Annotated in this window: 19 protein-coding genes; 8 read left to right on the top strand and 11 right to left on the bottom strand. The window is 45.3% G+C overall.

The features are described from left to right. Nucleotides 1–33: 33 nt before the first annotated feature. Nucleotides 34–780 carry a YciK family oxidoreductase gene (locus R7F67_RS10620; RefSeq protein WP_005372980.1) on the bottom strand — a complete coding sequence of 249 codons (747 nt, stop codon included), beginning with the start codon at nucleotides 778–780 and terminating at the stop codon, nucleotides 34–36. Nucleotides 781–1034: 254 nt separating this feature from the next. Here R7F67_RS10620 and sohB point away from each other — a divergent pair, with 254 nt between their 5' ends. The 8 genes from sohB to R7F67_RS10580 all read left to right on the top strand — a co-directional run bounded on the left by sohB (nucleotide 1035) and on the right by R7F67_RS10580 (nucleotide 10157). Beyond that, nucleotides 1035–2096: a protease SohB gene (gene sohB / locus R7F67_RS10615; protein WP_005385819.1), complete on the top strand. Its 1062-nt coding sequence runs from the start codon at nucleotides 1035–1037 to the stop codon at nucleotides 2094–2096. Between the two features lie 208 nt (nucleotides 2097–2304). Continuing rightward, a complete protein-coding gene (gene cmk / locus R7F67_RS10610) occupies nucleotides 2305–2985 on the top strand; it encodes a (d)CMP kinase (RefSeq protein ID WP_021033981.1) in 681 nt (226 codons plus the stop codon). A gap of 110 nt (nucleotides 2986–3095) precedes the next feature. Beyond that, a complete protein-coding gene (gene rpsA / locus R7F67_RS10605) occupies nucleotides 3096–4766 on the top strand; it encodes a 30S ribosomal protein S1 (protein ID WP_005385817.1) in 1671 nt (556 codons plus the stop codon). Nucleotides 4767–4979: 213 nt separating this feature from the next. Then, entirely contained in the window at nucleotides 4980–5261 is a 282-nt protein-coding gene (gene ihfB / locus R7F67_RS10600) for an integration host factor subunit beta (RefSeq protein WP_005385816.1), read from the top strand. A gap of 281 nt (nucleotides 5262–5542) precedes the next feature. Further along, the gene (locus R7F67_RS10595) at nucleotides 5543–5839 is read left to right on the top strand and encodes a LapA family protein (RefSeq protein ID WP_206957918.1); all 297 of its coding nucleotides are present in this window, start codon (nucleotides 5543–5545) and stop codon (nucleotides 5837–5839) included. 18 nt (nucleotides 5840–5857) lie between these two features. After that, nucleotides 5858–7033 (top strand): lipopolysaccharide assembly protein LapB, encoded by a 1176-nt coding sequence (gene lapB / locus R7F67_RS10590; RefSeq protein WP_005376665.1) that lies wholly within the window; start codon nucleotides 5858–5860, stop codon nucleotides 7031–7033. 84 nt (nucleotides 7034–7117) lie between these two features. Further along, the gene (gene pyrF / locus R7F67_RS10585; RefSeq protein WP_042523084.1) at nucleotides 7118–7819 is read left to right on the top strand and encodes an orotidine-5'-phosphate decarboxylase; all 702 of its coding nucleotides are present in this window, start codon (nucleotides 7118–7120) and stop codon (nucleotides 7817–7819) included. 499 nt (nucleotides 7820–8318) lie between these two features. Further along, nucleotides 8319–10157 carry an extracellular solute-binding protein gene (locus tag R7F67_RS10580; protein WP_042523082.1) on the top strand — a complete coding sequence of 613 codons (1839 nt, stop codon included), beginning with the start codon at nucleotides 8319–8321 and terminating at the stop codon, nucleotides 10155–10157. Nucleotides 10158–10217: 60 nt separating this feature from the next. Here the strand turns inward: R7F67_RS10580 and R7F67_RS10575 are convergent, their stop codons facing one another. The 10 genes from R7F67_RS10575 to dsrO form a co-directional block, all read right to left on the bottom strand. Continuing rightward, nucleotides 10218–10457 carry a hypothetical protein gene (locus R7F67_RS10575; protein ID WP_005385812.1) on the bottom strand — a complete coding sequence of 80 codons (240 nt, stop codon included), beginning with the start codon at nucleotides 10455–10457 and terminating at the stop codon, nucleotides 10218–10220. Between the two features lie 206 nt (nucleotides 10458–10663). Further along, nucleotides 10664–11437 (bottom strand): hypothetical protein, encoded by a 774-nt coding sequence (locus tag R7F67_RS10570; protein WP_005385811.1) that lies wholly within the window; start codon nucleotides 11435–11437, stop codon nucleotides 10664–10666. Between the two features lie 102 nt (nucleotides 11438–11539). Next, complete coding sequence (locus R7F67_RS10565; protein ID WP_158156711.1) at nucleotides 11540–12118, bottom strand: membrane integrity-associated transporter subunit PqiC; 579 nt, start codon at nucleotides 12116–12118, stop codon at nucleotides 11540–11542. After that, on the bottom strand, nucleotides 12118–13764 hold the full coding sequence (gene pqiB, locus R7F67_RS10560; protein ID WP_005376682.1) for an intermembrane transport protein PqiB: 1647 nt from the start codon (nucleotides 13762–13764) through the stop codon (nucleotides 12118–12120). The genes R7F67_RS10565 and pqiB overlap by 1 nt, the downstream gene beginning before the upstream one ends. Further along, nucleotides 13757–15088 (bottom strand): paraquat-inducible protein A, encoded by a 1332-nt coding sequence (locus tag R7F67_RS10555; protein ID WP_025767235.1) that lies wholly within the window; start codon nucleotides 15086–15088, stop codon nucleotides 13757–13759. The genes pqiB and R7F67_RS10555 overlap by 8 nt, the downstream gene beginning before the upstream one ends. A gap of 300 nt (nucleotides 15089–15388) precedes the next feature. Continuing rightward, nucleotides 15389–16441, bottom strand: coding sequence for a c-type cytochrome (locus R7F67_RS10550; RefSeq protein WP_054577655.1), 1053 nt, complete (start codon nucleotides 16439–16441; stop codon nucleotides 15389–15391). An 8-nt stretch (nucleotides 16442–16449) separates the two neighbouring features. Then, on the bottom strand, nucleotides 16450–17013 hold the full coding sequence (locus R7F67_RS10545; RefSeq protein WP_370687796.1) for a c-type cytochrome: 564 nt from the start codon (nucleotides 17011–17013) through the stop codon (nucleotides 16450–16452). Between the two features lie 277 nt (nucleotides 17014–17290). After that, the gene (locus R7F67_RS10540; protein WP_017821652.1) at nucleotides 17291–20383 is read right to left on the bottom strand and encodes a tetrathionate reductase subunit A; all 3093 of its coding nucleotides are present in this window, start codon (nucleotides 20381–20383) and stop codon (nucleotides 17291–17293) included. 17 nt (nucleotides 20384–20400) lie between these two features. Then, nucleotides 20401–21531: an NrfD/PsrC family molybdoenzyme membrane anchor subunit gene (gene nrfD, locus R7F67_RS10535; RefSeq protein WP_170893507.1), complete on the bottom strand. Its 1131-nt coding sequence runs from the start codon at nucleotides 21529–21531 to the stop codon at nucleotides 20401–20403. Then, on the bottom strand, nucleotides 21528–22295 hold the full coding sequence (gene dsrO / locus R7F67_RS10530; RefSeq protein ID WP_017821650.1) for a sulfate reduction electron transfer complex DsrMKJOP subunit DsrO: 768 nt from the start codon (nucleotides 22293–22295) through the stop codon (nucleotides 21528–21530). The genes nrfD and dsrO overlap by 4 nt, the downstream gene beginning before the upstream one ends. Between the last annotated feature and the right edge of the window lie 119 nt (nucleotides 22296–22414).

The following is a 22414-nucleotide window of genomic DNA, read 5'->3' as shown; positions in this document are numbered from 1 at the left end:
TTTCAATCGATTATGTGAGGTAACCTGAATGAGTTATTTACGCTTCGGTTGAGCGTCGATGCACTGACCGTTCACATCGGTAACCGCAGGATCCATTAAGTGCAAATATAGCGGCATGATATCCAGTGGCGTTTTGAGAGTATTCGCATCTTCACCCGGATATGCTTTTTCACGCATGCGAGTACGAGTGGCACCAGGGTTAATTGCGTTAACGCGGATCGGTGTATCACTCAGCTCGTCAGCTAAAACTTGCATCATGCCTTCTACGGCAAATTTAGAGATAGCGTATGGCCCCCAGAATGCGCGGCCAGAGTGGCCGACGGTTGAAGAGGTAAAGATAATACGCCCAGCTTCTGATTTACGCATCACAGGCAGTAGTGCTTGAGTCATTAGCACTTCGGCTTTCACGTTGATCTGCATGATATCGTCGAAGTCTTCCTCTTTGATTTGATCAAATGGACACAGCGAACTCAAGACACCTGCGTTGTGTAATAGACCATCCAAGCGACCAAACTGTCCTTCGATTGTCTCTGCCATATCAATGTAATTCTGCTGAGTTGCGCCCTTGAGATCCAATGGAATGATAGCTGCTTGTGGATAGCCAGCAGCTTCAATCTCATCATAGATAGATTCAAGGTTTTGCACATTTCTACCCAAGAGAATAACAGTTGCACCGTGCTCGGCATAAGAAAGCGCGGCTTGACGGCCGATGCCATTACCAGCGCCAGTAACAAGAATGACTTTACCTTTTAGAGCATCAGCTGAAACGGAGTAGTTCACGGCGATAAATCCTTATTATTGTAAGAGGGTCCATGATAGTTAATTGACGCTAAAAAACGCCTGTTTCTCAATGGAAAATCTTGGTAATCGTGACAAGATGGTTACAATACACCAATTCATGTGTTATACCAATTCCAGAACTTTCGTTAGGTATGCTATCAATCAGAACAAGTGGTTACAAACCGCGCTGCCTTCTCGCTGATGTTTCTGCGTAACATACTAACGTCATCTGAAATGAGATAAAGGAGCTCTCGTTGGAATTTTTATTAGATTATGGTCTGTTTCTGGCCAAAATTATCACGGTGGTTGCTGCGATAATTGTTCTGCTCATTATTGCAAAATCGGCTGGTGGCAAATCGGGTGCGGCGAAAGGGGAGTTAGAGATTACCAACCTTTCAGAGCAACACAAACAATCTGTTGAGCAGTTAGAGCATCATTTGCATGACGATGCTTTCATCAAGGCTCGAGATAAAGCCGTCAAGAAAGAAGAAAAAGAGAAGAACAAATCTCGCGAGAAAGAAATCAAACAAGCGAGCAAAGACGGTTCATTAGATAGCAAGCGTGAACCACACCTATTTGTTCTTGATTTCAACGGTAGCATAGACGCAAAAGAAGTCGCGTCTCTACGTGAAGAAATCACCGCTATTTTGGCTGTCGCACGTGAAGGTGATGAAGTGTTACTTCGCTTAGAGTCTGGCGGTGGTATGGTTCATGGTTACGGCCTTGCCTCTTCTCAACTGGACCGAATCAAAGCTGCGGGTCTTCCTCTGACCATCTCTGTTGACAAAGTTGCGGCAAGTGGTGGTTACATGATGGCATGTGTAGCAGATAAGATTGTTTCTGCACCATTTGCAATTGTGGGGTCTATTGGCGTTATCGCACAAATTCCTAACTTCAACAAACTGTTGAAGAAACATGACATTGAGTACGAACAACTAACAGCGGGTGAATATAAGCGCACGCTAACGATGTTCGGTGAGAATACCGATAAAGCGCGCGATAAGTTTAAGCAAGAACTTGAAGAAACACATGTCTTGTTTAAAGACTTCATTCGTGAGCGTCGCCCTAGTTTGGACCTAGACAAAGTAGCCACTGGTGAGCACTGGTTCGGTACACAAGCGAAAGAGCTTGGTTTGGTGGATGACATTAGTACATCTGATGATATCGTTGTTGCAGCATGCAAAGATAAAACTGTACTTTCTGTGCATTATGTACAAAAGAAAAAACTGGCCGACAAGCTAGCAGGTGTGGCGGGTAAAGTCGCTGATAGTGTGATTTTAAAGTTAGCTGAGCGTGGTCAAAAGCCGATTGTTTAATCGAGCTTAAGTTCATGGCATTTAAAACGGCGAGGGCAGAAGCTCTCGCCGTTTTTGTTGAACTTTATGTTTATTGATGAATCCAATTACGCATTAGGTGTAATGCTTTACACGACATTTTTCCTCGCTCCAAAGACTGATTACCCGTATAATGTGCGCCTCGAAAACCGAGCAAATTGCTGAAAAGAAACTATTGGTGGAGAAGAACATGTCCTCTCAAACTCCGGTTGTAACCGTAGATGGACCTAGTGGTGCAGGTAAAGGCACTTTATGTATGTTGCTGGCGAAAAAGTTGGGTTTCCAACTCTTAGATTCTGGCGCAATTTATCGTGTACTTGCACTCGCTGCGATTCACCACGGTGTCGACACCGAGTCAGAAGATGCTCTTGTCCCACTAGCAACACACCTAGACGTTCAATTTATCGCGGAAGGTGACTTAGTTAAGGTCATTCTAGAAGGCGAAGATGTGTCAGGGGAGCTTCGTAAAGAAGAAACGGGTATGGCAGCATCTAAAGTTGCGGCTTTGCCACGTGTTCGTGAAGCATTACTACGTCGTCAGCGTGCATTTGAGACCGCTCCGGGTCTGGTTGCTGATGGTCGTGATATGGGCACAATTGTATTCCCGAGTGCGCAAGCAAAAATCTTCCTTGATGCGAGTGCTGAAGAGCGTGCAAATCGACGCCTTAAACAGTTGCAAGAGAAAGGGTTAGATGTTAGATTTGCTGACCTTTTAAGCGAGATCCAAGAGCGTGACGACCGAGATCGTAACCGCCCAGTGGCGCCATTACGCCCTGCTGAGGATGCGCTTGTGCTAGATTCTACGTCGATGACTATCGACGAAGTAGTAGAAAAGGCACTACAATATATCGAATCGAAGCTAGCTGAGTAATAATACTCGACTAGGCTAAGAGCGTTGGTCGCAAGGATGATGACTGGCGAATTTAATAACCCCATGCGGTAGGATACCCGTGGAAGTTTAATTTATTGAAGATTAATTAAATGACTGAATCTTTTGCTCAACTCTTTGAAGAGTTTCTAAACGAAACAGAATTCCAACAAGGCAGCATCGTTAAAGGTACTGTAGTAGCTATCGAGAACGGTTTCGTTCTTGTTGACGCTGGTCTTAAGTCTGAATCTGCTATCCCTGCTGAACAGTTCAAGAACGCTGCTGGCGAACTTGAAGTTGAAGTTGGCGCTGAAGTAGACGTAGCTCTAGACGCTGTTGAAGATGGTTTCGGTGAAACTCAACTTTCTCGTGAGAAAGCTAAGCGTCACGAAGCTTGGATCGTACTTGAGAAAGCTTACGAAGAAGCTGAAACTGTTGTTGGTATCATCAACGGTAAAGTTAAAGGCGGTTTCACTGTTGAACTAAACGGTATCCGTGCTTTCCTTCCTGGCTCTCTAGTAGACGTACGTCCAATCCGCGACACTGCTCACCTAGAAAACAAAGAGCTAGAGTTCAAAGTTATCAAACTTGACCAAAAACGTAACAACGTAGTTGTTTCACGTCGTGCAGTTATCGAATCAGAGAACAGCGTTGAGCGTGACGAGCTTCTAGAAACTCTACAAGAAGGTTCTGAAGTTAAAGGTATCGTTAAGAACCTTACTGACTACGGTGCGTTCGTTGACCTAGGTGGCGTTGACGGTCTTCTACATATCACTGATATGGCTTGGAAGCGCGTTAAGCACCCATCTGAAATCGTTAACGTTGGTGACGAGATCCAAGTTAAAGTTCTTAAGTTCGACCGTGAGCGTACTCGCGTATCACTAGGTCTTAAGCAACTAGGCGAAGATCCATGGGTAGCAATCGCTAAGCGTTACCCAGAAGGTCACAAACTAACTGGTCGCGTAACTAACCTAACTGACTACGGCTGCTTCGTTGAAATCGAAGAAGGCGTTGAAGGTCTAGTTCACGTTTCAGAAATGGATTGGACTAACAAGAACATCCACCCTTCTAAAGTTGTTAATGTTGGCGACGAAGTTGAGGTTATGGTTCTTGAAATCGACGAAGAACGTCGTCGTATCTCTCTAGGTCTGAAACAGTGTAAAGCTAACCCATGGCAGTCATTCGCTGAAGCACAAGCTAAAGGCGACAAAGTTACTGGTAAGATCAAGTCTATCACTGACTTCGGTATCTTCATCGGTCTAGAAGGCGGCATCGACGGTCTAGTTCACCTATCTGACATTTCTTGGAATGTTGCTGGCGAAGAAGCTGTACGTGAGTACAAGAAAGGCGACGAGATCTCTGCAGTTGTTCTAGCAGTAGACGCTGAGCGTGAGCGCATCTCTCTAGGCATCAAGCAAATGGAAAATGACCCATTCAATGCTTACGTTGCTGACAACAAGAAAGGTGTTCTAGTTAACGCTACTGTAACTGCTGTTGACGCTAAAGGCGCTACTGTTGAAATCGCAGAAGGCGTTGAAGGTTACATCCGTGCTTCTGAAGTATCACGCGATCGCGTAGAAGATGCTTCTCTAATCCTAAGCGCTGGTGATGTTGTTGAAGCGAAGTTCACAGGTGTAGACCGTAAGAACCGCGTAATCAACCTATCTATCAAAGCTAAAGACGAAGCTGACGAGCAAGAAGCAATGGCATCTATCAACAAGCAAGATGACAATGCATTCGGTAACGCAATGGCTGACGCTTTCAAAGCTGCTAAAGGCGAATAATATACTCGCTTAAGCAAAAAAGGAGCCGCAAGGCTCCTTTTTTATATTTGGTCATATTTAAGTAGTAATACTAATGACAGTAAACTATCTTAATAAAAGGCATTTCTTCATTGCGCATTTTGCATAAAATTTGTCTAGAATTGTCAGCAAGTGTTTGTTGGAATTAGTATTACTTACTATAATAAGTGATAAAGATACTCAAAGAGGGCAACTATGACTAAGTCTGAACTGATTGAAAGACTCTGCGCTGAGCAAACACACTTATCAGCGAAAGAGGTAGAGGATGCTGTAAAAGATATTTTAGAGCACATGGCCTCTACACTAGAGAGCGGTGACCGTATCGAGATCCGTGGCTTTGGTAGTTTTTCTCTTCATTACCGCGAGCCTCGCGTAGGTCGTAACCCTAAAACGGGCGATAAAGTGGAATTGGAAGGTAAATACGTTCCACATTTCAAACCAGGTAAAGAACTTCGTGAGCGTGTAAATATTGGTTAATGCACTCTTATTAGTTTGAAAAAAGCGGCATACGTTTGTGTATGCCGCTTTTTTGTAATGTATCCAAGTTAGTCATACATCCAAGATCGTTTACTAATCTAATTGTGGATTCAGCCGTTTTCCTTGCTGCTTTCTATACCCAAATAACTTTAACTTCTAAGCATGTCTACAAACTAAGCATCTTGAGGTTACTTGGGTATAGATTATTGCTAATATACGTAGTCTGAAGAAGCATTTTCCTGCATAATCTTACCGACTTACTCCTAGAAGGGTGATGTAACATGAAAATTATAAAAATCGTTGCTGTTTTAGCTCTCTTTTTAATTGCATTGGCGTTAGGTTCCCAAAACCAAGAGCTCGTGACTTTTAACTATCTTCTAGCAAAAGGAGAGTTCCACTTATCTACGCTATTAGGTGTAGTATTTGTGGTTGGCTTTGCTTTAGCGTGGGTTATCTTTGGTAGCATCCAACTGAAAACTCAGCTACAGGTCCGTCGTTTAAAGAAAAAACTGAAAAAGTACGAACCAACTGAATCAAGCAACGCTGCTGATAAGCCTGCCATTGAAAAACAGGCATAAGGATAAGGCTTAACTTTAATGCTTGAACTACTCTTCTTGTTGTTGCCTATAGCTGCTGCGTATGGCTGGTATATGGGGCATCGCAGCGCTCAGCAAGACAAGCAGAAGCAATCCCATCAAATCTCTCGTCAGTATATGACGGGTCTTAATCTGCTGCTCTCTGACCAATCAGATAAGGCTGTCGATCACTTTATTGAATTGCTCCAAGTTGATAACGAGACCATCGATACTCACCTTGCGTTGGGTAACCTGTTCCGGTCTCGTGGTGAAGTCGACCGCGCAATCAGAATTCACCAAAATCTTATTTCTCGTTCAGGCTTAACACTGGACCAAAAGAACCTCGCCCTTCAACAGTTAGCGAAAGACTACATGGTCTCTGGTTTTCTTGATCGTGCAGAGAAAATCTTTGAACAGTTAGTCGAAGAGCCAGATTACAAAGAGGCGGCTCTTCAACAATTAGTGACCATTTATCAGCAAACACGAGAATGGGAAAAGGCGATTTATTACGCGAACCAATTGGCTAAGTTAGGTAATAAACGCTCAAGGATGCGTGCAAATATTGCCCATTTTTGGTGTGAAATAGCCATGCTCGACCAAGCTGATGGGAATACTAATAAGGCAATACAGCATTTTAAAAAAGCGTTAGCGGAAGACCCGAAGTGTGTTCGAGCAAGTATTGCTTTGGGACGAATTTACCTAGAGTCTGAAGACTATAAGCACACCATCAAATATCTGACGGGGGTACTTGAGCAAGATAAAGACTTTATCAGTGATGTCTTGCCAACTATTGCAGAATGCTATCATCATCTGGGTCAGGAAGATGAACTTGTCGAGTTTCTGCGAGCTTGTATTGATAAGAAAGCTGGCGTATCAGCCGAGTTGATGTTGGCTCAATTAGTTGCTCATCACGAGAACGTTGGGGCTGCTCAAGAGTTACTGACGAAACAATTGCTGAAAAACCCAACCATGAAGGGCTTCTACCGTTTAATTGACTACCACATTGCAGAAGCAGAAGATGGTCGAGCGAAAGACAGCCTATCAACACTACAAGCGATGGTGGGTGAACAGTTAAAAGTGAAACCACATTACCGATGCCGGAAGTGTGGATTTTCTACCCATTCCCTTTATTGGCATTGTCCGTCCTGTAAAGGATGGGGGACGATCAAGCCAATCCGCGGATTGGATGGTGAATAATTCTTAATGCAGCTGGCAGAGTTTCTGTCCGCTGCATTTTTTTAACTTTTTATTTAATAAGAACCAAAACAGTTAGGAGATGAAATGATCGACCAAAAAGTTATTGTCGCACTGGATTATGATAACCAAGCAGATGCACTTGCGTTTGTAGATAGAATTGATCCTGCGTCATGCCGACTAAAAGTTGGCAAGGAGATGTTTACGCTATTTGGTCCTGATTTTGTACGTGAACTCCATAAACGTGGTTTCTCGGTATTCCTAGATTTAAAATTTCACGATATTCCAAACACCTGTTCGAAAGCAGTTCGCGCTGCGGCTGAAATGGGTGTATGGATGGTGAACGTACACGCGAGCGGTGGTGAGCGTATGATGACGGCATCACGTGAAATTCTTGAGCCATATGGTAAAGATCGTCCACTTCTTATCGGTGTAACGGTACTAACCAGTATGGAACAAAGTGATTTAGCTGGTATTGGTTTGAATGTTGCGCCTCAGGAGCAAGTGATTCGTCTAGCAACCTTGACCAAAAACGCGGGCTTAGATGGTGTCGTATGTTCAGCGCAAGAGTCCTCACTACTGAAGAGCGAACTAGGCCAAGAATTTAAATTAGTGACCCCTGGTATTCGACCTGCTGGTTCAGAACAAGGTGACCAACGCCGTATCATGACGCCAGTAGACGCTATCCAATCAGGTTCAGATTATCTTGTGATTGGTCGCCCTATCACTAAAGCGTCAAATCCTGCAGAAGTGCTGAAGTCGATCAATGAGAGCTTATCTAAAATGTAAGCACTGTCTCGATTGTATGGAGAAAAGTGAGGCTAAGATGCCTCACTTTTTATATCGAGTGAAAATACTGATCGCGGTAAACAACCATTCCTTTTAACCAGCTATGTCTGATCATTTACTCGCTGTAACTGGTATATCGGGGCCAATTGAGATAAAGGTTCTGCGGTTTATTCTGAGTAAAGTAGGGCTTGGTACTATGCTGATCACACTTTTGTAACATAACTCACTGTGATGCCTCGAAAATGCAATCATGTGTTATTGATGGCTTGCGTTACAAATATCTAAAGAATACTATGGCGAAGATGCATTCACTGCGTTGTAAGGTCTAGGATGACCTAGTGAAACTCTTTGAAATTAATATAGAAGCTGGCAGGACGTCACTTCATATTACGTTCCTATTATTTCCTATCTGCGTATTTTAAATCGCAGCTTTCTGTGAGCTTTCACACGCTGTCTTCCTTGTTACGACCTTAGTGCGCAAACACAACAAGGAAGAAACATGACTAAAAAACTGCCATTTTCAGTACTAGCAACACTGACCGCTGCCAGTTTTCAACTGAGTGCGGCAGAATTGCCAGCTGATATCGAATGGATTTCAAACAACAACGAACCTCTATTTGCCTCTGAAGAAGCGGTACGAGGTGGCACCTATCGCACTTACATTCAGAGCTTTCCGCAAACATTACGAAGTGTTGGTCCAGATGCGAACTCAGGTTTGCGCCAATACTTAATGGATGGTTCACCAAAACTGGCTCAGCGTCATCCAAATACTGGCAAATGGATCCCTCAACTTGCTAAGTCATGGGCATTTGGAGAAGACAACAAAACCGTATTCTTTAAACTCGACGAAACGGCCGAGTGGTCAGATGGTGAAAAAATTACAGCAGATGATTACGTCTTTATGATGAAGTACTACACGTCAAAAGACATTATCGACCCGTGGTATAACGACTTCTTCACAAACAGTATTGTGAGTGTTGAAAAAATTGATGACTACACGATCAAAGTCAATCTTGCTGTAGCTCAAAGTCATGACTCACTTATGGTTATGATTAACATGCCAAGTAATGGTTTTCAGCCTCGTCCTGAACACTTCTTTGAAGGAGAAAAGGACGCAAATAACGATGGCATGCCTGATAACTTCGTCAGAAAGTTTAACTTTAAATCTGAGCCAACCGCAGCGCCTTACTACATTGATCAAGTGAAGAAAGGTAAGAGCGTGACATTCAAACATGTCGGTGAAGATTGGTGGGGATACAACAACCGCTACTATAAAAACCGTTATAACGTTGAAAAGGTTCGCATTAAGGTAATTCGCGATCCTGATATTGCCATGAAGCACTTTGAGAAAGGCAACTTAGACTACTTTGAGATGGTGCTACCAAGCTTTTGGCATGACAAAACCAATAGTGATGTGTACAAAAAAGGCTATATCCAAAAGTACTGGGGCTTTAACGAAGCACCGCAAGGAGCTGGTGGTCTTTGGATGAACACAGCGATGCCTATGTTGGATAACCTAGAAGTGCGTAAAGGTGTTATGGCAGCCACTGACTATGACGGCATGATTGAAAACATCATGCGTGGAGATTATTCACGTAAACCGCATGGACTCGGCTTTGGTCATGGCGAATACGATGATCCTAGCAATACACCGCCAAAGTTTGATGCTGATGCGGCGGTTAAACACTTCGAAAAAGCGGGCTTTGATAAAGTGGGCGCAGATGGTATTCGTGTTAACGACAAGGGCCAACGCTTGAGCTTTGCTATCACCTACGGATACAACTCTTGGACACCGCGTATTGCATACCTGAAAGAGCAAGCGAAACTTGCTGGTCTTGAGTTCACGTTAAACTTGGTGGATGGCTCATCTGCGTTTAAATACATTCTTGAGAAAAAGCATCAGCTAGCGTTTTTGAATATGGGCTCTGGTGAGATCCCTGCGTATTGGGAATACCTACACTCGGATAATGCAAATCGACCACAAACGAATGCTCACACCAATTACAGCAGCCCTGAGCTAGACAAGTTAATTGAAGCGTATGATTCTGAGTTTGATCAGGAGAAGCGTTACGACTTGTCGCATCAAATCCAAAACTATGTCAGCAAAGCAAATATCATCGTTCCTGGCTACATGGTGCCTTATTCTCGAGTTGCTCATTGGCGCTGGGTTAAAATTCCTAAAAACGGCATGACAAAAGCGACAGAATGGGTGCTTCATCCAATGGATATCGGTAATTTCTGGATTGATAACCAAGTAAAAGAAGAGACAGAAGAAGCGATGGACGAGGGTAAAACCTTCCCAGAACTAACGGTAATTGATGATCGTTACAAATTGTAAATCAGTAGTTTAGATAGAAAATGATAGCCCCGATAATGAATTTTATCGGGGCTTTCTTTTTTACTTAATAAGGTAAGACACTTCTAAAAGGTAGGTTTTTGCATCACCAAGCAAAGAGAACGCTTTATCGATGGTTTTAAATCGATCATCAAGCGAGTCGCTTGATATCAGCTGGCTGAATGTTTGCAACGAGAAAGCTTCGTTTGCTTTGAAGAACTGATGTACGTTTTCAAGCTGCACTTTATGAATATGCTCCACCTTATTTAGGGCGGTGGTTAAATCGGAAATGTTAATCGACATTGCTATTCGGGAACCTTATCAACAAGACCTATATGAGGTCATAGAGTGGGGTTTTATATTTTGTGACAGAGAGTAACACCGAAGAGCAATTTATAGTCTGATGAAGATCAATTTGCCTTATTTAAGCATCTGTAACGCGACACTAGACGTGTACCTAGAGCTAGTACACGTTACAACGCTTGAATATAGGCTAGGGTTTCACCTGATCAAAAGTAAAAGCCAAGTCCGACTAAAAGCCCTTGAGAAGCCGTATCATATTCAAATACTCCCTCATTTTTGTAATCAACCCAGGTCGACTTGTAAGCTAAGTTGAGATCAGACCATTCGTTAAAGCGATAACGAACACCAGTTTGAATGGCATAAGTGAAGTGAGTATCGTTGCCAAGTCCGGCGTCGATACTGGCATGAAATCGCCAGTTTTCGCTCAATTCATCAATGAGTCGCAAGCCAACTAAAAAATCGACCCAATCTTCTTGTAATGACAGTCTATCTTCTAGTACCCGGTTATCATTGCGATACAGTTTGCCGGTGATGTCATTGTCCCACCAACGTAATCCAAACATATAATCCAGTTTACCAAATGAATATTGTTCGCGTTGGAATGCCTTTGCTTCTAGAACACCTTGCCGTATTTCGATGTCCGCACGATAACGAGCGTTAGGCAGAGCGCCCTTGATATTATTAACATCACCACTTAAGTTCATGAAACTATAATCTATGTAGTAGCCCCACTTACTTTGGTAAATACTCTCGAATCGCAACATCGCCCCAATATCGAGGTGGTCTACGATGAACTTAGGATCGACATCCACCTCTGATGAAAAGCGACCAATACTGGTATCCCCGTGGATATTCAGTCCTAGCATGTACACTTCTATGCTATTTCGCCAACGAGATTCTTGTGTCTCGGCTGAGAGCGCTACTGATGTAGGTAATACAAGAATGAGTGAGGAGAGTGATAGCAGGTTACATGGTTTCATCCAATTTCCTTTTCGGCTTTTCGTCAGCTTTCAGCTTAGTAGAAGTCGCTACACTCTGCATAAAAAAGGGAAGCAACTTGCTTCCCTGTAATTAACATTGATTTAGAGTTGTTTGGCAATGTCTGAGGTTAGGCTTTCTAAGCCTATGGATAAAGCGTTGACGAGCGCTTCATAGCCCTCATCTTGAAGCGGCTGTGAGATTTGTATTGGCGCGCTGTTTTCTACCTTACCTTCGGCATTAATGAGTAACCATTCCCCCTCAATTTCGATATTACCTTTGTAGCTGCCATTAAATTTATTTAACGTAAGCTGGAGTTTGGCTTCACCGCTTTGATCCAACAGATTATTCATTTCAGCCGGCCAGTAATGACTTTGCTTGTGACGCAGCTCCGCGACGACTCTCTGAGTGATTTGCTCAGAAATACTGTGCGCCCATTGATTGTGTTTCGCCTGAATAACTTGGGTCTCAGAGGTTCGATAAACAATGCCACTATCATTCAAATAACTCGCCAATGTCACTGGACGAACAACTAAAGTTGGGCGCTGAGCGATATCAGAAGAGCTCAGCGTCACTGGTTCCACCTTAGGTAGAAGGTACATAGCTCCTTTAGTTTGCGGAGCGCTACTGCAACCCGTTAGACCGACAAATAGCGCGATAGACAGAAAGAATACTCGTTTCATTAGTTTTGGCCTTTAACTGGTATTGGGTCACTGATTTCATCTTCTCCAAACACAAGAGAGTTTGGCTTTTCGTTTAGCTGTTTAAGTACGGGTTTAAACTCTGTCATCACGCTTTCTAATTCTTTTAGCGTGGCTTCCATTTCGCTGTACATGGTTGAGTTGGGCCCATAACCATCGAGTGTTTTTTGTAATTGCTGTAAGCTTTGGCGAATATCTGTTGGGATCTCTTGCGTCTCTTTTTGATTCAAAAGTTTATCAATACTGTCCGCCACGCGTTCTGCTGAAGCTAACGTTTTTTCGGACGTTTTTAACGTTGAATTGAGAGAGTCTAGTGTTTCTTCCATTGGTAAGTTATTAATCTTATTTAGGAAGTCGTTCACTTGGCGCTGAACCTGCGCAAAACCACCACGCATGGTTGGGAAAACATCTAAATCAGCAAACTTACTCGGTACGTAAGGCTCGTCGTTTGGATAGAAGTCGGCGTCAACATACAGTGCGCCTGTTAATAAGTTACCTGTTTTTAAAGTACCACGTAGGCCTTTAGCAAACTCACTCTTCAATTTATCTTTTAACATTGGTAAAGATTGGGATTGGAAATCGCCATAAACACGGCCGAGCTCGATTCGTACCAATACAGGGATTTTTTTCGCAGAAAAGTTCTCTTCTGGGGTTGGAAGTCGCATTGGTACACGCATCACAGTACCAATTCTCAAGCCTCGATATTCGACAGGTGCCTTACGTTTAAGTCCTCGTACCGATTCATCAAAAAGCATAACGAATTCAATATAATCATCGTACATGCCTTCTCGAAGTTGTTTAATATCATCGTACAAGCGGAAGTTGACCATATTTTCAGTGAGCTGTTCACCGGATTCAAGACCTGGAACGGTATCGAAGGTAACACCACCCGTTAGCATGCTCTCTAATGAGCCAAACTTGACTTCGAACCCTTCAGCGTTGAGCTGTAAATCTACGCCAGAATTCAGCCAGAACTTGGTACGAGTGCGCACTAAGCTGTCATAAGGCTTGAAAATAAAGAGTTGGTATAACGCTTTGCGAGTGTCAACATCAAAGCTGGTTTTCTCTACACGACCAACCGTAAAGCCTTTATAAATGACGGGGTCACCAACGCCTAGCTTACCAGCCTCGCGGTGTGTTAACACAAGGCGTAACCCCTCTGCATCAGGAGAGGCGACTGGGGGAACATCTAAGACCGTAAAGCGCTCTTTCTCTATCTTAGATTTACCCGGCTGAAGTTGGATATAAGCGCCAGAGAGCAAGGTCTCTAAACCTGAAACGCCATCACGGCCAATACGAGGCTTCACAACCCAAAACATGGTGTCATCTCGCAGCATGCGTTCTGCATCCTTGTTCATTTGTGCCTTAGCGATGATGTGATCGTAATTTTCACTGAGAGTGACTTCAGTAATCAGTCCGACTTTTACATTCAATGCTCGGATTTCGGTTTTGCCAACCTCAATCCCATCTGCGGTTGGCAGTTGGAGAGTAATTTGTGGGCCTGTACTGTTGATATATTGGAACAGCATCCACGCTCCCATGGCTAGCGCAAGGATCGGGACAATCCATATCGCAGAAATCTGCTTTTGCGGTTTTATTTGAGCGGTTACGTTGTTCTCATCACTCATATTTGGCTTTCTCGTTTAAGTTGTCAGAAATCGGCTCCTGCACTTCGTTTTGTGGCAATTGCCACAACAAACGTGAGTCAAATATCATTGCAGAAAGCATAGTAAAAATGACCACTGCCGCGAAAGAGAGCGCAGCAGGACCTGGATAAATCGCCATTAAGTTTTGCAGCTGAACCAGTGCAACTAAGATCGCGACGACGAAGATATCGATCATGGACCAACGGCCAATAAACTCAGTTATACGGTAGATCTTTAAGCGTGAAATACTCTCTTCGTGCGGAAGATATCGCGCTTTTTGCGCATTGTAATACAACCACGCGAGTGCCAGCATTTTCGCCATTGGAATAAATACGCTAGCAAAGAAAATTACCATCGCAATAGGGTAAGAACCTAAATGCCAAAGCAATATTACCCCCTCCATGATAGTTGAACCTTCTGCATGTCCAAGACTTACGGTGTACATCATAGGGTAGAGGTTCGCAGGGATATAGAAAATGACTGAAGCAAACAAAAGCGCCCAAGCTTTTTGTAAATTGTCTGCGGGGTTGTATTTGTGAATAGGGCTTTTACAACGAATGCAGTGTTGGTGTTTTTTAGCTTCAATAGGGTTGAGCTGGTGACACGTATGACAACCAATATGGTTGTGGTTATGGTGCGTATCACCCTCTTTTACATCAGATAGCTCGATAGCTGGAATAAAGTGTCCCCAGAGCCAGCTTTTGTCGACCATTGATATGCATTTGACTACCAGAACGGTATATACACAAAACGCCCAGAATGAAGTGCCCATTCCTATGTCTGCGAGGGAAGCGATTTTAATTAAGCTGACCAACACGCCAATCAAAAAGACATCCACCATTAACCAGGGTTCGACTCGAAACAGAAGACGGCATAAAACTTTTGCCATTCGTTGCTGCTTTTTAGAGGGGGTATGTTTACGTGCTTTTAATGCTTCAAGGTGAAGAAAGAGAATGAGGCCAACATAGATTGCAGGTAAAACGATAACTGTTGCGAGTAACAGCACACCCAAAAGCACATTTTGAAACTCAGCCAGCATTTTTGCAGCGTGCAACAAGGTGATTTCTTGCGACAACCCTTGCACGCTGAACGACATAAAAGGGAAAGAAATGCTTAGCACTAACATGATCAAACATGCCGATGATATGGCGATCACGCTTTGGTAAGGCTTGGCATTCACTTTAGTCAGCGAATGCGAACATCGAGGACATTGTGCTTTTTGCCCCTGTTCGATATCGGGAATGCGAACAACAAGGCCGCACTCTTCGCATGAAATTAACTGACGGGAATTAGGTTGAATACTCATCGGGTAGGTTTTAGATTCATTTGCTTTAAGAATACTCTTTTTTCACTAGGCACGCTTGTTTTGATTCAGGAGTTTACGAGTTTCTTACTTTTGGCATTAGAGCATATGGGAGATCTAAGACATAAACGAAGTCGCGTTTGGTACAAGATTTTACGGCGAAGATGAGTATGTTGGAAGTCGAAAATAATGTGATATTGCTTGTCTGTGGAGGGGTAATTACTTGTTTTTAAGGGTAAGTAATCCTGCCCAGATAATCTGAGCAGGGAAAAGAGTATTTTATTTAAAGTGGTTAGTTGTACTTTATTTGACCGTTCCGCTCTTAAAGGCATTGGCCCCGACTTGCGTACCGTTGAGCGTTTTGCCGTAATAGCCTTGGTGCTGGTGATATTTCTCCGCGTTTGCGGTGACATTGCCTTTGAATCGAGGATCTTGTGGACGCTCATGGCTGTTGACGTATGCTGCGACATCCCAAGCTTCTTGCTCTGTCAGCTGCACACTTTTCCCAAGCGGCATGTTTTCGTAAATAAAATAGGCTGCAGTGTTAATCCGGTGCATACCTGCGCCCCAGTTATACGCATATTCGCCCCAAAGTGGTGGAATGTATGAATGGTCGTTGGTGTCTTTGATGCCTGAACCGTCGGCGCGATGGCAAGTTTCACAGTTCTTTTCGTAGACCAATGCGCCTCGCTCTATTGATGGTTCTTGCTCAGGGGCGGCGATTTTTGGGTAGCCACGCCCAGAGAGATTACCCCGCTTTTCAATTGGTAATGCTTGTGCGATGGCTTCGGGCAACGGGAAGTCTTTTGCTTTTCCACCAATTTGCAACGTTTTTGCGTCTAGTTCTGGAATGGGTTCATCCGCCATACCATGTTTGTCAAGCAAGCCGCCCATCGCTAACCAGTAGGCGTAAGCACTAAGGGCAACAATTTCTGTCGAATCGTAAGCGGGCGCTTTACCGTTCATGGAATACTCGAAACAACCTTGGATACGGTCAGCATAGCTGTTTACGCGATCGTTTTTCTTACGATATGCAGGGTATGCCATGTAAGCTGCCCACAGTGGCGCAGCGTTTGCTTTTCGTCCTGCCTCCATATGGCAGTTCACACAGTTTTGTTCGTTGCCAACGTATTTTCCGCGCATTTGTTGTGAGTTAACAAAGAGCGAGTAACCGCGTTTTACTTGCTCACCAAATGCGGTGTTTGGGATTGTGCTGAGATCACGCGGTTTTAAGTATTCACCGTGATTTTCTTTTTCTATCGCAGGTAGCTCTTTCTGGCGGTCCGGTAATGGATCGCTAGCTAGTACGAGCGTAGAAATGAAAGGCAGTGCGAACAAAGAATAGAAACGTTTCATGACTGCTCCTAGTAACGTAATGAGGCAAAGTAGTAAGCAAGATTTTCGATCTCTTTGTCAGTGAGATTTTTTGCGATGGTCCCCATCATATTGAGCGGGTCGCCACTGCGAGTGCCGTTTTTCCATGCCATCAATTGCGTTTTTAAGTAATCAGCATGTTGGCTTGCGAGGCGAGGGAACTTGTCGACGCCCATACCGCTGGCTCCATGACAAGTTGCGCAAGCTGGAATATTTCTATCCCAATCGCCTTGGAAAATTAATTTACGATACGGGTTACGAATATCAGCTTGGTCGCCGCGTTGTTCTGGATTCGTGAACTCATAGCTCGGGAGGTTAGCAAAGTACTCCATAACTTCCTTACGGTCTGCGGGATCGCTGAGTTCCTTCGCCATGCCTTGCATGACCACATTTTGGCGTTCGCCACTAAGGAATAGTTCGATTTGAGTGTTGAGATAATTCGCGTTTAAACCAGCGATCATCGGCGCGATATTTGGCTGTCCCATGCCATCTTGGCCGTGACAACCGCTACATACGCTGGCTTTTTCCGGAATAGACGAGGCGCTTGCGCCCATAGTGGTTGCTAACAAACAGGCCACCACCACTGGAAGAATTTTTGACATGCTGACTCACTTTAATTTTTATTAATATGTCTAAGTGCTACTTGGTAGTCACATGGACGATATTGTCGGCCTTGTCAATAATGAAAGGTATTGTGGATTTCCACATATTTAATAAGTGTAAATGGCCGTATTTGTTTTTATTGGTTGTTCTATAAGCGATAAAAACAAAGTGGTGAAGAGCTGCACAAATCGGCAGCTCTAAGTGGTAGAGACGTCTTAACGTGCGGCGTTACGCTTTGCGGATTTTGGCTGGCAGGGACTGACGTGCCGCCGCGCCCACTACCCAATCCAACAACACGCCTTTGCCTTCTCGAGTAGGGTCAATTAAGCCAATGTCGTTAATATTGACGCCATCTTGGCTGCGCGTTTTTACGGGTTGTTGCTTATCGCCGATCCAGTGCGAGCGTTGTCCTAGCTCGGTATGGCCAAACCCATGTTCAAATCCGAGTGTGCCAGGGCGAATCCCGCTGACTATCATCGCAAGTGCTTTGGTGCTTGCAGATGGTGTCTCGATAACAAACTCATCACCCGTTTTAATGCCTGCGCACTCGGCATCGATTGGATGGATGTACACTGGGTTTACGCCTTTAATCGAGTTCAACCTTGGCGATAGATTGGATACCGCACTGTGAATGTTGGATTTAAAGTTCGTCAGGCTGAAAGGCCATTCTGAGCTTGGGAACTGGTCTTCCATTGATGTGCCATCGGCCAGTTTTTGTGGATGCCATGTTGGGCAACCCGTGTAGAAATCACCGGTCATGGTGTTTCTTGCGCTGCCGACACGTTCATTCCATATCGCGACAGGTCGTGTCCATTTGTGCTTCATTTGCTCACCTTGATACGCTTCGGTTGCATTTTCAAAACGTCCACCGCGAGCAAAAATAAACGCCACACGTTTCATCTCATCCGCTGTCAGCGTCTTCTGCATGGCTGGCATTAAACGCTCTAGGCCGGACCACGCAATGTCTTCTGCCGAAACTTCAGGCACCCCGCCTTTCACATAAGCCAAGTTTGCCGCGGAACGTAAGTAGAAATCTTCAGCGCTGTGGAGAGCGTGCCAATTCCCTTGCGCATCTTGAATCGCGTTGTCACCAAAGCCGCCCAGTTGCATTTTCTTGGCGACATCAATCAAAAAGTTTTCTAAGCAAATTGAACGACCATCGGCGGTTTTCTCTGTTCGCGCGCCCACAATCGGCCAACGAGCGGTGACGGTTTTCACCGGAACGTCGTGCCAAGGCGTTGCCATACCCCAGCTTTCGTAGGTGACCGTGTCCGGCACAATATAGTCCGACAATGCGGTGGTTTCGTTAATGAACGCATCAACAGACACAATCAAACCGAGTTTTTTTGGATCTTTAAGCTTGTCTTCCAGCAGCGCTTTCAAACCGGGTACACCATACATTGGGTTCGCCATGTGATTGATCCACGCTTTAACGCGGTATGGATAACCATCAATAGCCGCAGATAGGTGCTCTGTCAGCAGTGGCGCGGCAAACGGATACCAAGGCGCGCGAGTTGGATAAGGGGATTCACCAGCCTCAACGCGACGTTTGTATTCGCTTGTTTTGTGGTAGGGGAATTTACTGCGCGACAAAAAGACGCCTTTCGGGCCGACTTTGCCAGCAAATTTGGTGAAGTCGTAACGAGGACCCGCAGCGGAAGTTGGGTAGCCACCCGCTTTGGCCATCGCGCCGCCTTTCATATTTATGTTACCAATCAACGCATTGAGCATCATGATGGTAAACGAGTTATAGAACCCATTGGTGTGCATGTTGCCACCGTGGGTATCGACCACCGCTTTTGTTCCGTGACTGGTGAAGCGCTTTGCTAGTTCAACAATTTGTTCGACAGGGATTTCACATTGTTGGCTGTAGAACGCAAGGCTGTATTTGAACGCCTCTTCTTTGAGTCTTTGTAGAGACGATTTTACGCGCACTTCGCCCGATGCAAGCGAAACCGTTTTATCGACAAACAGTGCCGCTTCCTCTTCTTGGGTATGAACACCAAATTCGCCGCTTTGCTCATCCACGATGACGTATGGGTCGGAGTCAGACAACGCTTCGCCCTCGAATGGCAGATTCAAGTCCGACGCGCGTAAAAACGTGCCGTTTCTCGGGTGCTGATTATCGCTTATCACGAGATGCGTAGCATTACACCAGTGCGCGGTGCCGGCTCGCTTCATCGCGTTTGCCCCCGGCTGCGCCAAGAAGGTTTTGTTGTAGCGTTGGTTTTCGATGATCCACTGGATCATGCCAAGCACGAGGGCAGAATCGGTACCCGGTTTGATTGGTACCCAGCGGTTGTTGTCACCGGCAGCCAAGCTCGATGAACCAGCAGGCAAACTTGGTGTGATGATGGTGTATTCCAAGCTACCTTCTGTTCGCGCATTGGCGAGTTGGCGCGCCTGACGCTTAAAAGGGTTACCCGCTTGAGCTGGTGACATACCGATGAAGATGATGTATTCCGCGTTATCAAAGTCTGGCTTCAAGTGCGCGTTCTTATCTAAATCGTTCATGAATGCGCCGCTGCCAGCACGAAATGCGTAGCCGCAGTAAGAGCCATGATGCCCAAAGTTACGCGTACCATAGCTGTTGAACGCGAAGCGTTTGAATATGTCGTCTCGGCCTTCGTTACCGGCGTTGGTCATTAACAGTTGGTTGGCTTTCGGTCCATATTCTGGGTTTTCAGGATCAACGGGCGTTGTTAAATCGCGAATGTCGCGTAAGCCATCCACATGACCTTCACCAAATAAATCACCGCCCTCGACGACTTCTTCTATCAGTTGTTCGTAACTGATCGGAATCCATTTTCCTTCGCCGCGTTTTCCAACTCGTTTCAGTGGCTGAGTAATGCGGTACGGGCTGTTGCGAATTTCTAGCATCCCATTGCCACGTGCGCATGCTGTTGAACGACCGTCAAGGCCCGCTTCTCCTGCCAAACTTAAATAAGCACCTTTGACTGGCGTTTCGAACGGAATGTGTTGCTGATGAGAGAGTGGGTGATATGGGTTGCCAGTAATACGCAAAATCTCGTCGTTGCGGTTATCAATGCGTACACGCAATCCGCACAGTGACCAACAACCAAAGCACATCGATGGTGCAACGCGCTGATTTGGATTAGGGATTAGGTTGCCTTTGCTGTTGACCGTGTACTCTGGTTCAAGCGAGTTACCGTGGTGAATATCACGCGTTTTTTCTCCCGCAGTGCCTTCGAGCGCACCCTCGACCATGTGTTTGGTGGTGGTGGCGTAACCCGCAGCGAATGCGCCAAGCCCACCCACTGCAATGCCTGATTTCAAAAACTGACGGCGTTTGTTATCCATGATGAAATCCCCTTTGATTAGCGTTCAGTTAAGGTGGGTGATGAGGCTTTTACTTCGATCTTTTGTTTTGGCTGAACCAGCTCCGAACCGAGCAGTGCCAGTGCAAGCCATAATCCGAGCATGCCGATAATGCCTATCCAGCCATTTCCATCCATAGTGAGTTGGTATGGATACAGCCCTGCATCGAACTTGGCGATGGTTTGCACTTCCATGATGGTAAACCAGCGAATCAGCCATGCACTTTCCAGTGCGGCAGCAGACACAAAACTGAGCCCTATGACGTGACGAAATCTGGCTGATGCGGACTTTTTGGTATCGCGCAAGAAGATGAAAGCGAGCAAAACACAACCTAAAACGACAAAAGTGAGCAGGGCAATGTTGTGCATCCATTGTTCGCTAGAATAGAGCGAAAATGCGGAATTGTTGGATGCCCAAATCGGTAGCAGTATCAGCGTTAATACACCGCTGGTAACCACTGATTTTTTAAGTAAATTAGTATCGCCAGATGTCAGCGTCTTTGACTGACTAGGCAGCAGTAACCAAATCAGCAGAGAAAATCCGACCGCGCTCATAAATGCAGTGACAAACCAAAGAATTGGTGACGCGGGTTGGTGCCATAAAGAGCGCGATTTAACGACCGCAATTTCAGCGCCTGTGTAGACTGCAATGGTGATGCCTGATAGCACCGTGATGGCAGACACCATAAGCATGACTCTACGAGAGAGCGCCCAGTCACCCAGTGACAGCTTTGAAATTAGAGGCAGTACTTTCCCTGGCTGATTACGTAAGTTGATCAGATCCTCGCGGAGATACAGCCATGCAGTCACTACCGCTAAACCTGAGAAAACAGGCAAGAAAAGCGACCCTAAAGACATCCATGACCACGGAGTGATGTGTGCGTAGAAATGCCATGCGCGTCCCGGTTGGTGAAGGTCGCCAGTTAACGCTAATGGCCCCACGATGGCGCCGATGGCCAGCGTCAGAACAAGCGCAGCGCGCAGTCTGTGACTGGTGTGTTTTTCAAATAATAGGGCGATTAGGAATAAAACAGCAGCCGCATAAGCTGAGCCGATGTAGAAGAAATACTGCACTGCCCACGGGAGCCAAGCCATTGCTTGAGGTTGGACTAACACTTCGGTGATGTTCATGCGCGCTCTCCCTGTGGGTCGTAAATAGCAGGTTGTCCGTCGATGTGGCTGGTGAAGCGTTCATCCATGCCGATGTAAAACACGTGTGGCTTGGTGCCTTCATTGGGTTTTAGCACTTTGATATCGTCTTGGTGCTTCGCAATTAAGCGGCGGACTTCGCTTGATGGATCATTCAAATCACCAATTACACGTGCACCGCCAACACAGGTTTCCACGCAGGCAGGCAATAGACCTTGTTCTAGACGGTGAGCACAGAAGGTACATTTATCTGCGGTGAGGGTGTCTTCATTGATAAAGCGAGCATCGTAAGGGCAAGCTTGTACGCAGTACGCGCAGGCGACGCAGCGGCTGTTATCCACCATGACAATGCCATCTTTGCGCTGAAAGGTTGCTTGAACCGGACACACTGCCACGCAAGGTGGGTTGTCGCAGTGGTTACACAGGCGCGGTAGCATAAAGGCTTTTGCTTCTCGCGTGGCTGTAGAGCCATCATCTAACGTAACTTCGTATTGCTTTACGGTGGTTCGGAACTGACCGATTGGCGCTTGGTTCTCGATGCTGCAACCCACAGTGCAAGCCTGGCATCCGACACATTTACGCAAATCTATCACCATGGCATAACGCTTCCCGACTTGTCCTTTTCGGTCAGCGGACTGGTTATTTCGAATAATGTTTCCCGCAGTTGCCGTGCCAATGCCAGCGACTGGAATTAACGCGGCTCCGGCTGTGACCGCGCTGAGAAAGCGACGTTTGGTGGAATCCATAACTCACCTGCTTTTTTTGTTGTATTTGAATTGACTGATTCCATTGTGAGAAATGCACTGCGAGGCTTATATTGTGGATTTCCACATACCCAGATCAAACTTGATCTAAAACAAATGTG

The organism is Vibrio sp. YT-17 (assembly GCF_033337375.1).
GTDB lineage: Bacteria > Pseudomonadota > Gammaproteobacteria > Enterobacterales > Vibrionaceae > Vibrio > Vibrio alginolyticus.
This window is presented reverse-complemented; position numbering and strand designations above follow the sequence as displayed.